The organism is Streptomyces sp. NPDC001851 (assembly GCF_040297165.1).
Classification (GTDB): Bacteria; Actinomycetota; Actinomycetes; order Streptomycetales; family Streptomycetaceae; genus Streptomyces.
On the sequence record NZ_JBEOYR010000004.1, the window covers coordinates 26,452 to 41,741 of the forward strand.

Consider the following 15,290-nt stretch of genomic DNA (forward strand, 5'->3'; position numbering starts at 1 on the left):
GGCCGGTGAACCAGACGTACGGCATCGTGGGCGTCACGGCCGTGACCCTCGCCACCGTCCTCGTCGGCGCGCTCGGCCTGCGCGTGTCCCGCACCACCTCCGACTTCTACGTCGCCTCCCGCACCGTCGCCCCGAGCCTCAACGCCTTCGCGGTCAGCGGTGAGTACCTGTCCGCCGCCTCCTTCCTCGGCGTCGCCGGACTCGTCCTCGCCCAGGGCGTCGACATGCTGTGGTTCCCCATCGGCTACACCGCCGGCTTCCTGGTGCTGCTGGCCTTCGTCGCCGCCCCGCTGCGCCGCTCCGGCGCCTACACCCTCCCCGACTTCGCCGAGGCCCGGCTCCAGTCCCGGGCGGTGCGCCGGATCGCCGGAGTGCTGGTCGTCGGCATCGGCTGGCTGTATCTGCTGCCCCAGCTGCGCGGCGCCGGCCTCACCCTCCGGCTGCTCACCGGCGCCCCCGGCTGGCTCGGCGGGCTGGTCGTCGCCGCCGTGGTGACCGTGGCCGTCGCCGCCGGCGGGATGCGCAGCATCACCTTCGTCCAGGCCTTCCAGTACTGGCTGAAACTCACCGCCCTGCTGGTGCCGGTGGTGTTCCTGCTGCTCGCCTGGCGCGCCGACCACACTCCCGCCCCGGCCTGGGACGACCGGCCCGTCTTCCACCGCTCCACCGAGGTGCGCGCCGAGGGACCGCTCACCCTCACCGTGCCCGATCCGGTCCGCGTCACCGCCTCCGGAACCGTCGACGGCCGTGCGGTGCATGGGAGTTCGCTGCGGCTCGACGCGGGCCGCCACCGGATCGGCGCGGACACCGCCCTGCGCTTCCCGGCCGGCGCCCGCGTCCCCCTGCCCGGCCGCACCGCACCCTCCAGCTGGGCCAAGCCGCTGTCCTCGGACCGCGAGCAGCACGGCCTGTACGCCACCTACGGACTGATCCTCGCCACCTTCCTCGGCACCATGGGCCTGCCGCACGTCGTGGTCCGCTTCTACACCAACCCCGACGGCCACGCCGCCCGCCGCACGACGGTGAGCGTGCTCGCGCTGCTCGGCGCGTTCTACCTCCTGATCCCCCTGTACGGCATGCTCGGCCGGCTGTACGCCCCCGACCTACTGCTCACCGGCGACACCGACGCCGCGGTCCTGGTCCTGCCGCAGCGGCTGGTCGGCGGCGTCGCGGGGGAGCTGCTGGGCGCGCTCGTCGCGGGCGGCGCGTGCGCGGCGTTCCTGTCCACGGCCTCCGGACTCGCCATGTCCGTCGCGGGCGTCCTCGCCCAGGACGTCCTGCCCGCGCTCGGCGTCCGGCGCTTCCGGCTCGCCACCCTGCCCGCCATCGCGGTGCCGACCGCCGCGGCCGCCGCGGTCAGCGACCTGCCCGTGGCCGACGCGGTCGGCCTCGCCTTCGCCGTCTCGGCCTCCTCCTTCTGCCCGCTGCTCGTCCTGGGCATCTGGTGGCGCGGCCTGACCCCGCCGGGCGCGATCGCCGGGCTGCTCCTCGGCGGCGGCTCGGCGCTCGCCGCGGTGACCGCCACCATCGCCGGCGGCACCCGCTCGGGCCGGCTGCACACCCTGCTCGCCTGGCCCGCGGTGTGGTCCGTCCCCGTCGGCTTCACGGCGATGGTCCTGATCTCCCTGGCCACCCGCGACCGCGTCCCACCCGGCACCGCGGTCGCCATGGCCCGCCTGCACCTCCCCGAACCCCCGCCCACCCCCCGCCCCTGACCGGCCAGGACCTGACCGAGGAGCTGTCGTGTTCACCCATGTCGTGCGCTTCCGTCACCCGGACCGAAGCGGTCCCGTCCGTCCCGACGCCCCGACGCCGCGGCACCCATGACCGTCCTCGGCACCGCCGCCCTCGCTCTGGCCGGGCTCGCGTTGTTCGTGCTCGGCGTCGCCCTCGGGCACGGTGCGGCGCGCCGGCAGCAGGAGCACTCGGCCGACCACGACGGGACGCGCGCCCTCGCCCACGCGCTGCACACCGCCGCACGCGCCGCGGCCCCCCTGCGCGCCGGACTGACCCCGGACACCGCCCGCAAGGCGGCCCGCAGGCTGCGCCCCCTGCTCGGCACCCCCGCCCTCGCTCTCACCGACGGCGCCTCGGTGCTCGCCTGGGACGGCGCCGCCGAGCACCACCGCCCGCAGATCGCGGAACAGCTCGCCCACCCGGCGCGCGTCCGGGCCTTCCCCCTGCCCTGCCACGCCGCCGGCTGCCCCGTCCGCTGGGGCGCCCTGGTGCCGCTCACGGCCGACGGCGGTGTCCCCGGCGCCCTCGCCGTGCTCGCCGACGCCGAGTCCACCGCTCTGCTCCGGGCCGCCGAGGAGGCGGCGCACCGGCTCTCGCTGGAACTCGAACTCGCCGGCCTCGACCGGGCCCGCGCCGGTGCCCACGCGGCCGAGGTCCGGGCCCTGCGCGCCCAGATCTCCCCGCACTTCGTCTACAACTCCCTCGCGAGCATCGCCTCCTTCGTCCGCACCGACCCCGAACGCGCGCGTGAACTCCTCCAGGAATTCGCCGACTTCACCCGCTACTCCTTCCGCCGGGGCGGCGACTTCACCACCCTCGCCGAGGAGTTGCGCGCCATCGAGCAGTACCTGGAACTGGCCCGCGCCCGCTTCGGCCGCCGCCTGAAGGTCACCCTGCGCATCGCCCCCGAGGTGCTTCCGGTGACCCTGCCGTTCCTCTGTCTGCAACCCCTCGTCGAGAACGCCCTCAAACACGGCCTGGAGGAGGCCGTGGAGCGCAGCAGCGTCACGATCACCGCCGAGGACGAGGGCACCGAGGCCCGGGTCGTCATCGAGGACAACGGCGTCGGCATGGAGCCGGAACGCCTGCGCGCGATCCTGCGCGGCACGGCCGGACCCGCCACCGGCATCGGTCTGAGCAACGTCGACCGCCGGCTGCGCGAGGTCTACGGCGACGAGCACGGCCTCGTCATCGAGACGGGAGTCGGCGCGGGCACGAAGATCACCCTCCGCCTCCCGAAGTTCCGCCCGGGCGTCCAGGCCCCGGCGCCACCGTCCTGACCGGGGCCGGTCAGCTGTCGTCGTCCGAGGAGTGACACCCCTTCGGGAACGAGGTGTCGCCGTCGTGCGTGGCGAGGAAGAAGACGTCGATCCTGACCTTGCCGGACGGGCCGCCCTTCCAGTAGCCCCGCTTGGGCGCGTGCTTGAAGTGCGAAAACCCGCCGGTGATCATCGAGTTGACCCTGTCGGCGGCCTCCTGTCCCGGCCCCGGATCCGGCGCCGTACCGAAGGAGAGCACGAAACCCGCCGTACGGTCCGCCACACCGGCCCCGCGCAGCTGCGCGCCGAACTGCTTGCGGACGGACCCGGCGCTGCCCGTCCGCACGGTGAAGCTGCACGGCTTGAGCACCAGCCCGCGCTCCGCCGGCTGGGTGCTCGGCGGCGGGCTGGACGGTGTGCCGGGCTTCGGCGTCGCGCCCGTGCGGTGCTCACGCGGCAGCGAACCGAGCGCGATCACGAGCAGCAGCAGGAGCAGATCGGCGAAGAGCCACCCGGCGAGCAGCATGGTGCGCCCGCCGGCGGCCCCCTGCGGCGGGCGGGGGCTCATGGCCCACCCCGGTACGGCGGCGGGTCGGCGTTGTCCCGGCCGTCGGACGGAATACCCCCGTAGCGGCGTTCCAGGCGGTCGACGAGCTGCCAGATGCTCCGGGTGGAGTCCACCAGGTTCTCCGCCCGCTCGGTGAAGACCAGCAGCGTCTCCCCGAGGCTGCGGGCCAGGTCCCGTACCGCGGCGACCGCGAGGTCGTGCCGGTGGATCTCCTGCCCGGTCGCCTCCTGCGCACGCCGCAGGTCGCCGACGAGCGTCTCGATGGCGGCGCGCAGTTTCGCCTCGTCCTCGGCGTTCTGCTCCCGGATCCGGATCAGGTCCTGGGCCAGCCGGCTGGGCGGGGTGAGCCCCCGGATCAGCCGGGTCAGTTCGTCGACCGTCTTCGTCCAGCCGTCCAGGGCGCTCTGGATCCTGCTGCCCGGCCCGGTCTCCAGTGCGGCCGTGATCTCCTGGGAGGTCCGGTGCAACGCCAGTTGCAGTGCTTCCGTACCGGCGTTGAGCTGGGAGGCGAGCTTCTCCGCGCTCCGGCTGTCCAGCGGCTTGCCGGCCGGCCGCGCGGGCGTGGCGAGCAGGAACGTGGCCAGGGCCAGCTCGTGCGCGAGCCGCCCGCGCTCCGCCTCACGGGACAGCCGCCGCTCCCGGCTGCGCTGCAGGGCGTGCAGCACCAGGGTCAGCAGCACCACGGCCAGGATGAGCAGGGTGACGTGCAGCGCGGACGTGCCCAGGGTCACGGTGGTCGGCTCGGGCGGCCGGCCCTGCGGGAAGCCGCGGGCCCAGCCGAGCAGGAAGGGGTCCTGGCTGCGGGTCGCGTCGTAGGCGTCCAGGGCGCCGCGCAGCCGCCACCAGGTGAGCGCGATGGGCGCGAACACCAGCACGTCGCGGGCGACGCCGAGCCAGCCCTCCAGCGTGCCGCGGCCCTTCGACGGCGCGTCCGGGAGCAGCACCTCGGGCGGGTAGGCGGTGACCAGATCGGTGCCGGCGAGGGTGGTGCCGCCGCGTTCCAGGTCGGCGGCGACGCGGTCGAGCACCCGGGTGTCGGAGCCGTCGGTGCGGGCACGGTCCGCCAGGGCGCGGATCCGCCCGGCGATGCCGTCGAGTTCCGAACCGGGACCGGTGCGTTGCGCGGGGACCGGCCCGGGGCTCGGCGGTGTTGCCTCTTCAGTCGATGTCATGCGGCGTCATTCGTGTCGTCCGGCGGTCGGGGTGGGGAGAGGGGGAGGGGCGGCGGATGTGTCCGATGTCAGGGCACGGAGGTCAGCAGGATCGCGGCGAACGTGCCGAACAGGACGAGGAGCAGCACCGACACGAAGATCACGGTCACCCCGTCGAGTTGACCGAGGCCCCCGAGCCCCCGCCTTCGGCGGGCGGGCGGCTCCTGCGGCGGGGCCGGGTGGTCCCACTGCGCGGGGTCGGGGACGACTCCCTGGGCGTGGTGGTCCCGCGGGCCGGCGGCGGGCACGGACGGCCGGGGCGGGCCCGGGACGGCCGGATGCGCCCACTCGGTGTGCGCGCGGGTGGGGGAGGGAGAGGGGGAGGACGGGTACGGGCCCGCACCCGCCGCGGACGGATCCTGCCGGGGACGGCCCGGTGCGGACGGGACCGGGCCGGCGGTGCCGTAGTCCGGCTGCGCACCGGGCCCGGCCGGCGCGGTCGTCCTGCCGCCGAGCACCGGTCCGCCCGGCCGGGACGCGTACCGGGCTCCCGTGCCGGGGCCGGAGTAGCCCTCGGCGCGGAGGAACTGCTCCGACAGCTCGTACCGGATCCGCTGCCCGGCCCCGTCGTCCGCGGCGAGTTCCAGCGCGGCGGCGTACAGGCCCAGCGGCGCCTGGGCACCGGCGCGTTGGACCAGTACGTCGGCGTCCGCGCGGCCCAGCCCGGGGCCGTACGCGGCGATCAGCAGCTGGCGGAAGCAGTAGACCTCGCTCGCGCGGTCGCCGGCGGCGATGCGGTCGACCGCGTCGAGCAGCAGATCGCGGTCGTACCACAGCCGTGCGGTGCGGGGGCTGTGCCCGGCGTCGGCGAGATGGCGCAGCACCACGCGCATCGCGTCCGGGAACCGCTCGGCGTACTGCCTGACGAGGTCCATCAGTTCCTCCGCCGGGCTGGGAGCGAGCAGGCCGGAGCGCTCCAACGAGGCTGCGGGCATGCCGAGGTACAGGGCCACGACCAGCAGCCGCCAGTCCGCCGCCCGGCGCAGGTCCAGGCCCTCGTGCGGCAGCTGCCGGAAGAAGACGCCGGTCACCAGCGCGGCCGCGGGTTCCGCGGACCGCGTCGCCTGCAGCAGCACCTCGGGCGCCTGCCCGGCGAGGCAGGCCTCGACGGCCTCGGCCATCAGCAGCTGCCGCAGATCGGGGTGGAGCGACGCCCGCCGCTCCGGGCGGTGCCAGCGGTGCAGCGCCGTGCTGAGCCACTCCGCGGGCTGCTTGCGCAACTCACCCGCGAGGCGCACGCGCTCCTGGGCCAGGGCCCCGCGCGCGGCGGCCCGCTCCAGCAGGGCGTCGTCGAGGAAGACATCCAGCCGCACCCGGGGGTCGGCGATCCGGCCGTCCACGATCGGCACCGTCCGTCGCCAGGCGTCCACGTCCTGCGCGGTGTGCAGCGGGTGCCGCGGGCGGATCCGCTCCAGCGCCGCGTGTCCGTCCTCCCGGTACAGCTCCACCAGCTGGGCGGCGAACCGGGTGGTGTCCGTGTCCGGCGGGGGCTCGGTCACATCGACGCGCCGGCGCTGGTTGATGTACATCGACTGGGGCGGGCGGGCGGCGAGGAACACCACCCGGGGCTGGTGGCCGCCCTTGTCGGTGGACTCCCGGCTCGCGAAGGTCCAGGGCCGGCCGGGGACCGGTCCGGCGATGTCGGACAGGGCCGTCATGGTCGGCAGGGCGAGCTGCGGCCGGATGAGGACGCTGAAGTCCTCCGCGGGCTCGGCCAGCACCCGGGCGACGAGCGCGGTGAGCTGCTCGGCCGGGACCTCGGCGACCCGCTCGCGCAGCGCGGCCAGCCCGGGCCGCGCCGCCTCCCTGAGGTCGTCGAGGTCGAGCGCGGCGAGGTCCGCGCCGGTGCCGTCCGGCTCGCGGTCCCGCCAGCCCGGCCAGTCGTGGAGTCCCAGGGCGAGCCCGGCGTCGATGGCGCGCGGGTCGCCGACCAGGACGTGGGTCAGCGTGGCGCCGCCCCGGCCGTGCGGATTGCGGGAGGGCAGCTTGCGCAGGACGGCCGCCTCGTCGTCGAAGACCAGGTGGACGAGGCTGGCCGAGTCCTCCGGCAGCTCGCCCTGGCCGTCCTGGGTGGCCCAGACGTACTGGAGCCGCTTGGCCCAGCGGTCGAGGGTGCGCAGCCCGGAGTGCGCGACCGGGCGGACCCCGGCGTTGCCTTCGTGGTCCCGTTCGGCCCAGCCGAAGAGGATCTGGTCGACCGTCGTCATCGGACAGCTCCCTGGCCGAGGGCGTGGGGGTCGAGGACCCCGCACATGGCGAAGAGGGCGAGCATGGGCTTGAGGGTCCGGCGCGGCGCGAAACTCCCGTGCGGGGAGCGCTGGACGCCGTCCGCCTCGACCGCCTTGTGGCCGGTCGCGGTGGCGAAGTGCAGCGTGGAGCGGGCGCAGCGCACGAAGGGGGCGAGCCAGCCGGCGGCGCCGCGGGAGCTGAGGAAGGCGTAGGCGTCCTCGCTCTCCTGCTCCACGGTGGCGAGCTGCAGCTCCTCGTCGGGGGAGGTGTTCTGGAACCAGCGGTCGACGAGGGGCTCGTGGTGGCGCAGCAGATCGCACTTGCCGACCACGACGGCGGCCGGCAGCGGCAGGAACTGGGCGCCGTCCACCCCGTGCAGCCGTCCGATCTTGTCGAGGACGACACCGAAGGACGGGTCGCCGGTGACACTGCCGGTGGCGGCGGTCAGCCCGCGGATACGGGTCGGGTCGACCACGAAGACCAGCGCGCTGACCGCGCCCAGGAACGGCACCTCGGCGTCGTGGTCGGCGAGCCACTCGCCGGAGACGTCGAAGAAGGCGACGGCGAAGTTGCGGTCGGTCCTGCTGTTGTGGATCCACAGGGCGTCGGTGAACTCCGGCGGCTGGGCGGGGGTTCCGGCCAGGCCCTGGCCCTGGTCGAGGAAGGGCCGGACGACGTCCTTCAGATAGCGCTGGTGCAGTTTCAGGTCGAGCCCGCCGACGACCAGGCCGAGGCGGGCCATCCGGTCGACGTCGGAGAGCATGCCGAGCATGGCCGCGAGCAGATGGCTCTTGCCGGCCGCGGACTCGCCGACCACCCCGATGACCAGGGGCTCGCCGAAGTCGCCGTAGCGGCCGGGCAGGACGTGCGGCTCACCGCCGCCGGTGCACAGCCGGTAGGCGTCGAGACGGCGGTGGTTCCCGAGTACGTCGTCCTCGCCCTCGACCGGGGCGAGCGGTTCGGGCCGGCCGTCCGCGGTGAGGGTCACGGTCTCGGCCCTCGCCCAGTCGACCATGCTGAGGCAGATGGGGCACCTCACCTTTGCTGCCATGTCACTCCTCCCCTCAGGCCAGCGCCAGGACGGCGATCAGCACGCCGAGGACCAGCACGGCCGCGGCGACGGACAGGACGACGGCCCGCCTGGCCAGCAAGGACCTGACCGTGCCCAGGCGCGGGGGAGCGGCGGGCGGCTGCGGGTACGGCTGTCCGTGCTGCCGCTGGTTGAAGGCGTGCTGCCGGGCGCGCAGCTCGTGGAAGTGCTGGCGGGCCTGCTGTTCGACCTCGGCGAGCCGGGGCGGGCCGGACGGGCCCGGGCCAGGGCCGGTGCTGCGGCCCGCCTGGGTGTCGCGCCGCAGCCGCAGCGTGTAGGCGCTGACGCGCTGGCGCGCCTCCTCGGTGAAGACCCCCTCCAGCAGGGTGCGCTGGCCGGCGTCGAGCCAGCGCACCCGGTCGCGCATGTCCGCCGCCGTGGTGGCCTCCTCGCCGGTGGCGAGGTGGAAGAAGACGGCGCCGGCGGAGTAGACGTCGTCCCGGCAGTCGGCCCGGCCCTGGCCCTTGGCCTGTTCCGGAGACCGCCAGGGGTCGGTGCCCGCCGCCGCACCGCGGGGCTCGCCCTCGTCCACGGTGAGACCGAAGTCGGCCAGCTGCACCGTGGTCCCGTCCCACCACAGGGTCTCGGGCCGGATGTCCCGGTGCACCAGACGCAGGTCGTTCAGGTGCCGGAGCACCGCGAGGACGCCGTCCACGACGGCCCACAACTGGCCTGCCTCCAGCGGTAACCGGTCGGCTGTCTCGGACAGGGGGCGCCCGCGCCGGGTGGCGACCAGGTAGGGCGCCCGGCCGTCCGGGCGGTAGCCGATGACGCGGCTGAGTTCGGGCGGGTAGCTGGTGATGCCGAGCCGGCGCACCAGCACATCGGCCGTCCTGACGGTCCGTTCCAGCTCCCGGCGCGCCGCGTCGGTATGGGCGATGCGCTGTACGACCCGCTCGCCGCCGCCGTGCACCAGCAGACCGTGGCGCTCCCGGAACCCGTCCCGGGACATTTCTCCCTGGCGATCGAAATCGATCTCGAAGATCGATTTTCCGGTGTCGCGGCCACCACAGGTGATCATTTCCAGACGCTCGATCAAACCCGCCCCCGATAAGTGTGCTGCGGAATCCGAAACTACACCCACCGGGCGTCACTGCGCGTACCCTTCTCACCAACGGCCCGATACGTGACGGTAGTTGGCTCGGGGGACGAACACATGGCCAGTCCGACATGGACACAGCTGCGCGATGCCGGCGCATTCGAAACACTGGGCGAATTATTTCCGGACGCACCCAGCAGTCACGCTTTTCTCGAAGACCTCGGAATCAGCCCCGCCCTGCTGCCGCCGTTCGCCCAGCTGCCCGCCGCCTCCTGGTGGCGCACGGTCTGCCGGACCGTCGACCAGGGCCGCTTCGAAGGCGTCACGCCCGGCGGCCTCGTCACCGCGGCGGCGGCCCGGTACCCCGGACACCAGGGCCTCGCCGCGCTGGCCGGCCGGAGCAGCGCGACGGCACTGCGGGTCCTGTGCCTGATGTCCGCGCCGCTCGACGAGGCCAGGCTGCGCATCGGCGCCGAACAGCGCGTCATCCGGGAGGCGGCGGCCCGCTCCGCCGGCCGGCTGACGGTGGAGGCCCACCCGGCGGCCCGGGTGTCCGACGTCCTGCCCCAGCTCCAGGCGGTCCGGCCGCACATCGTGCACTTCGCCGGGCACGGCACGGACGACGGCCGGCTGCTCTTCGAGGACGAGACGGGCACCTCCGCCCCGGTCCCGGTACGGGCACTCGCCGCGGCCCTCGCCCTGTACGCGCCGCTCGACTGCGTCGTCCTCAACTCCTGCTGGTCGGCGCCGTACGCGGACGGCCTGCTCGACTGCGCCGCCACCGTCGTGGGCACCAGCGGCGAACTCCCCGACGCCGCCGCCCTCGCCTTCGCCGGGGGCTTCTACGCATCCCTGGCCCACTCCACCGACGTGGACCGGGCCTGCGCGGCCGCCCGCGCGGCCCTCCTGCTCAACGGCCACGACCCGGACGAGCTGCACCACCGCTCCCGAAGGAGCCGCGCGGCATGACGACGCCCGGCACGCGTCCCGCCACCTCCGCCCCGGCCGACGTCGCCAGCGCCTTCGACCGCGGGCTGCAGCGCGGCGACAACCCGGAGGTCGCCGGCGCCGACGGCCCGGCCGCCACCACCGTGGACTCGCGCTGGCTCGGCACCTGGCGGCGGCCCGGCTCCGCGCGCCGCGCCCCCTGCCGGGTGTGCGGCCACACCTTCCGGCTGGACGACACCGTCTATCTGCGCCACGCCGAGGACGGCAGACTGACCGACGTCACCCACCACCTGCGCAACCTGCCCTGCAGCGGCGAGGTCCCGCCCGCCGCCCCGTCCGACTCCGGGGCGCAGGCCGCCTTCTTCCGCGGCGTCGACACCACCGACCCCCGGCCCGACACCCTGCACACCGTACGGCTGATGCCCGGCGACCCGGTGCTCGGGCAGGCGCGGCAGCGCAACGCCTGCTTCGTGTGCACCCACACCTTCCGGCTGTTCGAGACGGTCGTCGTCTGTCCCTGCTCGCCCGAGGATCCCGGCTGCCGCAAGGCCGTCCACCAGGACCCGGCGCGCGGCCTCGGCTGCTTCGAGCAGTGGCGCAGCGAACTGACCGTCCAGCAGTGCCCCATGAACTTCCGCAACCTGAGGCGGAACTGACATGGGACGCTTCGACCGCCACACCCTCATCGCCGGCTGGGACCAGCAGCGGCTGGCCGAGGCCACCGTCGTGGTGTGCGGAGTGGGCGCCCTGGGCAGCCAGTGCGCCCAGGCGCTCGCCCTGGCCGGCGTCGGCCGCCTGGTGCTGTGCGACCCCGACGAGGTCTCGGAGTCAAACCTCAGCCGCGCCCCGCTGTTCCGCGCCGCCGACATCGGCAGGCCCAAGGCGACCGTCGCGGCCCGCAGGCTCGCCGAACTGTCCCCGGTGACCCGGGCCGAGGCCCGCACCGCCCCCCTGGTCAGCGGGGTGGGACTGGCCGAACTGCGGGACGCCTCGCTGGTCGTCAGCTGCCTGGACAGCCTGGCGGCCCGGCTCCAGCTCGCCGGCCGCTGCCACCTGGTGGGCGCCGCGCTGCTGGACGGCGGCACCAGCGCCTGGGGCGGTGAGATACGGCTGTACGAACCGTCCGGGCCCTGCTTCGGCTGCGGCCTCACCCCCCGGGACCGCGCCGCCCAGGACGACCCGTGGGCCTGCGCCGACGCCGTCGTACCCGAGGCCGGCGCCTCGGCACCCGTGTCCGCGCTGATCGGCTCCTGGCTGGCGGTGACGGCGGTACGGCTGCTGTGCGGTGCCGCCACCGCCCCGGGCGTGATCCGGGTGGACGCCGCCGGCGGTACGGCGAACCCGGTGACCGTGCCCCGTGACCCCGACTGCCCCCTGCACCGCCGTATCCCCGCCGACCTGGTGGCTCCTGTCCCGGACACGGTGCTGTCCACCCCGGCCGACCTGACCGGCCATCTGGCCCCCGAGGAGACCGTGATGACCTGGGCGCCGCTGCCCGGCTCCCCGCCCCCGCGCGAGTCCACCCGGCTCGCCGACGCGCCCCCGCGTGCCCGGCTCGCCGAACTCGGCGTGGCGCCGCGCGAGATCCTGCCGGTCCTCCACGCCGGCCGCACCCGCGGAATCCGCTACCTGGAACTGGCCGGGGCCGACGGGAAAGGAACACCCCGATGACCTACCAAGCGGGCAAGCTGCCCTCCGAGATCAAACGCGAACTGGTCAACCTGCTGGGCGAGCTCTACCGCACCCAGACCGAGGCCGAGGAAGTCCTGGACGACATGGACTTCCCGCAGCAGGCCCGGCCGCGCTGGGACGCGGGCCAGGAGGTCGGCGCCTACTGGCGGCAGGTGGTGCGTGCGCTGGAGCTGGGCGCCGTACAGCGCGAAGGTGTCCAGCAGCTGGTGGAGACGGTGCTCGCCCGCTGGCCGGGCAACCAGGCCCTGCAGAAGATCCGAGCCTTCCTGGAGGAGGAGGACCGCGAGCAGGGCGGCACCACCGGGAACGCCGACACGCTGTACCGGACGGTGGAGTTCGTCGGCAGCGACGCCTACCCCGAACTGCTCAGACTGGTGCGCGAGCTGATCGACGCCGACGCCGTCCAGCTGTACGCCGGCCACCGGCAGGCCGCCTACCGGGTCGCCGCGATGCTCCCGGACCTGCTGGACCGGCTGCGCGAGCGGGCCGCGCGCATCGCACCCGAGGTGGAGGTGCTCTACGGCGAGTACGACTTCCGCCCGACCCTGTACACCCGCCTGGAGGTCATGGGCCCCGACGGCCAGCAGTTCGAGATCCCTTACGTGCCCAACACGACCCTGCCGAGCGACCTCGTCCCCGCCGTCTGGGCGCAGTACCGGCCGGAGGTCGCCCAGGACGCCAACGGTCATCTGCTCCGCGCCGTCGTCGACTTCCGCGACGAGAGCGGCGAGGCCCGGCGCCTCGACCCCGAGCAGCCGCTCTACAACCAGGGGGTGCGCGACGGCGGCCAGCTGCAGATGTCCGCCGAGTCGACGGCCGGCGTCGACGGCCTGCTGCGCTACGAGGCCCTGGTCCGGGCCCGCGACGACATCGCCGACTTCGCCGCCGACCACGACGAGTTCACGCTGGTCGCCATGGACGACGAGCGGGTGCCGATGGAGTACCGGGTGGAGCTGCACGTCCCCGGCTTCGCCCCGCCCGACGACCTGGAGACCTGGCCACTCGAACCCCGCCGCATCGACCAGCACGAGCTGGACATCTGGATGCCCTCCGAGTTCCCCATCCAGGCCCCGCTGGTGCGCTGGCGTTCCGACGTGTTCCACCCGAACATCGCCCGCGACGAGGACCGCAAGGGCGCGGTGTGCCTCGGCCCGCTGATGACGGACTACACACCCGACCTGAGCATGTACTCGCTGTGCCAGATGCTCATCGACATGGCCCGCTACCGCAACTACGAGATCCTGCCCCACGACTACCGGATGGCCAGGGACTTCGACAGCCTCGTGCAGGACATCATCGAACGCGGCGGGTACCTCGACGCGGGCGCCGCCGCCTGGGCGTTCTCCTGGGACGGCCAGGAGCGCATCAAGGAGATCGGCGGCACCACCTGGCTGGCCCGGGCGGGCCTGACCGAGCGGGCCGACCGCTCCCGGTTCCTTGAGGTCCAGCGCGTGGAGGAGAGCGCGGATGAGTGAGGAGAACCGCGCCGCCACGGCCATGGTGCTGCTCTACAAGGGCACCTCCTTCGACCTGGTCGGCAAGATGACCCTGTCCTCGCTGATGGTCGAAGGGCTGCGCCGGGACCTGCCCGACGGCGACCCCGACGAGCCGCTGATCATGCATCTGCGGTATGTGCGCAGGCCGGATCCCCGGCTGGTGGACGGCCCGCGCACGATCCACAACCTGCGCAGCCAGATCGGCCGCCTCGGGGTGATCGTCTCCCAGGGCGGGGAGACCGTCATCGACCGCGAGTACCCGGTGCGCGAACTGCTCGGCCCGGTCCTGCAGCACGTGGTGCAGCAGCTCGACGCCGACGAACAGGTGTGGGGCTTCTGCATCGACCATCCCTCCCTGAGCGGTCTGGCACTCGGCCGCTCGACCCCCGAGGTCGAGGGCACCATGGACCTCAACCTCCGTGAGAGCAGGCGCAGTTTCACCGTGCGCAAGGTGGCCGAGCCGCCGGTGCCCGGGGTGCACCCGGCGGACCTGGGCATCGACGCGGCCGGGCTCGGCCAGGTGACGGTCCTGCTGTCCGGCGACATCCACGGCCATCTGCAGGAGATGAAACTCTCCCGCCGGCTGGAGGAGGGCGGCTTCCTGCTCGGCAGGGTGCTGCGCGTCCTCGGCCCGGAGCGCGGGGAGGGAGCGGACGACGCCGCCGAGGCGCCGGCCGACCGCTATCTCGTGGAGATCACCGAGGTCACACCGGCCGAGCACGCGGGCGCCGGGGCGCTGCACTTCACCTTCACCGGCGACTCCTTCCGCGAGGTGAACCAGCGCATCACCGCCGCCGGGCAGGACCGGCAGCTCATGGGCTGGTACCACACGCACCTCTTCTCCGGGAGCGAGTCGGGCCTGTCGAGCATCGACGTCGATCTGCACCTCGGCACGTTCCGCCAGCCCTGGCAGGTCGCCGGACTGATCAACCTCACCAGCGAGGAGCGGCTGCTGCGCTTCTACGCACGCTCCGGCGACTCGATGCGCGAATGCGAACAGTGGGTGAAAGATGACCGCGGTCGATACCGCCTTGCGCGTGCTGTTGTGGTCGACGGCCGCTGACGCCGGCGCGGCCACGCGTCCGGCGCCGCCCGAGGGCGAGCTGGCGCTCCCGCAGGAGCTGGCCGCGCCGCCGCCCGACGTCAGCGCGGCCGTCGTCCGGCTGGCGGCGCAGTCGGCGGCCCGGCTGCGGCTGGACGCCCTCGCGGCCCGCGAGCGGCGGCCGGTCGGCGCCGGGGCCCTGCTGCTGGCCGCCGCGGTCGGCGCACGGGCTCAAGGCCAGCTCGCGGCCGAGACGGTCCGCGCGGTGCCGCCCGCTCGCTCGCTGTGGGACGTGCTCGCCCACCACGCGGTGGTCGCGCCCGCGCTGCCGCACATCGCCGACCCCGTCCTGGCCGGCCGGCTGCGGGCCGCCTCCCCCCTCACCGCCCTGCTCGACCGGCCCGACCCGGTCGGCCAGACCCAGGCCGAACTCCTCCTGGAGGACGTCCTGCTGACACACCCTCAAGGACGCCGCCTGATCACCACCGTCTACTGCGAGGCCCCCGCCTCCCCGGCCCAGGCCCTGTGGCGGGGCAGGCTGCTCGACCAGCTCCGGATGAGCGAGCGGGAGCTGGTGATCGACGTGTACGAGGCGGCCCTGCTGCGCCACGCGGAGGCACACCTGTCGCTGATACACCGGGCCCGCGTCGGCCTGACCGCGCCGCCCGACCTGGCAGCCGCCCGCCCCGTCGCCCACTGGTGGGCCGCCCTCGCCCGCCTGGAGCGCTCACACCAGCGGCTGCTGCGGGCCCGCACCGGCATCGGCACCGCGTATCTGCCGGGCGTACGCCTGTTCCGGCAGGTGGAGCGGCTGGAAGCGAGTGGGGGGAGTTCCGCGTGACCACGACCGTGCGCGGTGTTTCCGTGGTGGCTTGTCCGGTGGCCTCTTGGTGGGCTTGGCCTGGCGGGCCGGTGTGCTCGGGCCGGGGGCTGTTGCGGGTCCGGTCCGGCGCCGGCTCCGTGCGTGTGCCGGGCGTAC

13 protein-coding genes are annotated in these 15,290 nt (G+C 74.4%); 8 read left to right on the forward strand and 5 right to left on the reverse strand.

Going from position 1 to position 15,290, the window contains the following annotated elements:
• The first annotated feature begins 5 nt into the window (after positions 1–5).
• Positions 6–1,715 carry a sodium/solute symporter gene (locus ABT171_RS06785; protein WP_351240561.1) on the forward strand — a complete coding sequence of 570 codons (1,710 nt, stop codon included), beginning with the start codon at positions 6–8 and terminating at the stop codon, positions 1,713–1,715.
• A gap of 108 nt (positions 1,716–1,823) precedes the next feature.
• A complete protein-coding gene (locus ABT171_RS06790; RefSeq protein WP_351240563.1) occupies positions 1,824–3,017 on the forward strand; it encodes a sensor histidine kinase in 1,194 nt (397 codons plus the stop codon).
• A 10-nt stretch (positions 3,018–3,027) separates the two neighbouring features.
• On the opposite strand, the gene ABT171_RS06795 is transcribed toward ABT171_RS06790, so the two are convergent.
• The 5 genes from ABT171_RS06795 to ABT171_RS06815 all read right to left on the reverse strand — a co-directional run bounded on the left by ABT171_RS06795 (position 3,028) and on the right by ABT171_RS06815 (position 9,046).
• Complete coding sequence (locus ABT171_RS06795; protein ID WP_351240565.1) at positions 3,028–3,564, reverse strand: hypothetical protein; 537 nt, start codon at positions 3,562–3,564, stop codon at positions 3,028–3,030.
• Positions 3,561–4,736 carry a hypothetical protein gene (locus tag ABT171_RS06800; protein ID WP_351240567.1) on the reverse strand — a complete coding sequence of 392 codons (1,176 nt, stop codon included), beginning with the start codon at positions 4,734–4,736 and terminating at the stop codon, positions 3,561–3,563. The genes ABT171_RS06795 and ABT171_RS06800 overlap by 4 nt, the downstream gene beginning before the upstream one ends.
• Positions 4,737–4,804: 68 nt before the next feature.
• Positions 4,805–6,982 (reverse strand): hypothetical protein, encoded by a 2,178-nt coding sequence (locus tag ABT171_RS06805; RefSeq protein WP_351240569.1) that lies wholly within the window; start codon positions 6,980–6,982, stop codon positions 4,805–4,807.
• Complete coding sequence (locus ABT171_RS06810; protein ID WP_351240571.1) at positions 6,979–8,055, reverse strand: hypothetical protein; 1,077 nt, start codon at positions 8,053–8,055, stop codon at positions 6,979–6,981. The genes ABT171_RS06805 and ABT171_RS06810 overlap by 4 nt, the downstream gene beginning before the upstream one ends.
• Before the next feature lie 13 nt (positions 8,056–8,068).
• Positions 8,069–9,046 (reverse strand): protein kinase domain-containing protein, encoded by a 978-nt coding sequence (locus tag ABT171_RS06815; protein WP_351240573.1) that lies wholly within the window; start codon positions 9,044–9,046, stop codon positions 8,069–8,071.
• Positions 9,047–9,250: 204 nt separating this feature from the next.
• Here ABT171_RS06815 and ABT171_RS06820 point away from each other — a divergent pair, with 204 nt between their 5' ends.
• Genes ABT171_RS06820 through ABT171_RS06845 form a run of 6 tightly spaced genes read left to right on the forward strand, consistent with a single transcriptional unit; the run spans position 9,251 to position 15,152 of the window.
• On the forward strand, positions 9,251–10,102 hold the full coding sequence (locus ABT171_RS06820) for a CHAT domain-containing protein (RefSeq protein ID WP_351240575.1): 852 nt from the start codon (positions 9,251–9,253) through the stop codon (positions 10,100–10,102).
• The gene (locus ABT171_RS06825) at positions 10,099–10,737 is read left to right on the forward strand and encodes a hypothetical protein (RefSeq protein WP_351240577.1); all 639 of its coding nucleotides are present in this window, start codon (positions 10,099–10,101) and stop codon (positions 10,735–10,737) included. Before ABT171_RS06820 ends, ABT171_RS06825 begins: the two co-directional genes overlap by 4 nt.
• 1 nt (position 10,738) lies before the next feature.
• Entirely contained in the window at positions 10,739–11,752 is a 1,014-nt protein-coding gene (locus ABT171_RS06830; protein WP_351240579.1) for a HesA/MoeB/ThiF family protein, read from the forward strand.
• Positions 11,749–13,248 carry an effector-associated domain EAD1-containing protein gene (locus ABT171_RS06835; RefSeq protein WP_351240581.1) on the forward strand — a complete coding sequence of 500 codons (1,500 nt, stop codon included), beginning with the start codon at positions 11,749–11,751 and terminating at the stop codon, positions 13,246–13,248. The genes ABT171_RS06830 and ABT171_RS06835 overlap by 4 nt, the downstream gene beginning before the upstream one ends.
• Entirely contained in the window at positions 13,241–14,332 is a 1,092-nt protein-coding gene (locus ABT171_RS06840) for a JAB N-terminal domain-containing protein (RefSeq protein ID WP_351240583.1), read from the forward strand. Before ABT171_RS06835 ends, ABT171_RS06840 begins: the two co-directional genes overlap by 8 nt.
• A complete protein-coding gene (locus ABT171_RS06845; protein ID WP_351240585.1) occupies positions 14,280–15,152 on the forward strand; it encodes a hypothetical protein in 873 nt (290 codons plus the stop codon). The genes ABT171_RS06840 and ABT171_RS06845 overlap by 53 nt, the downstream gene beginning before the upstream one ends.
• Positions 15,153–15,290 lie beyond the last annotated feature (138 nt).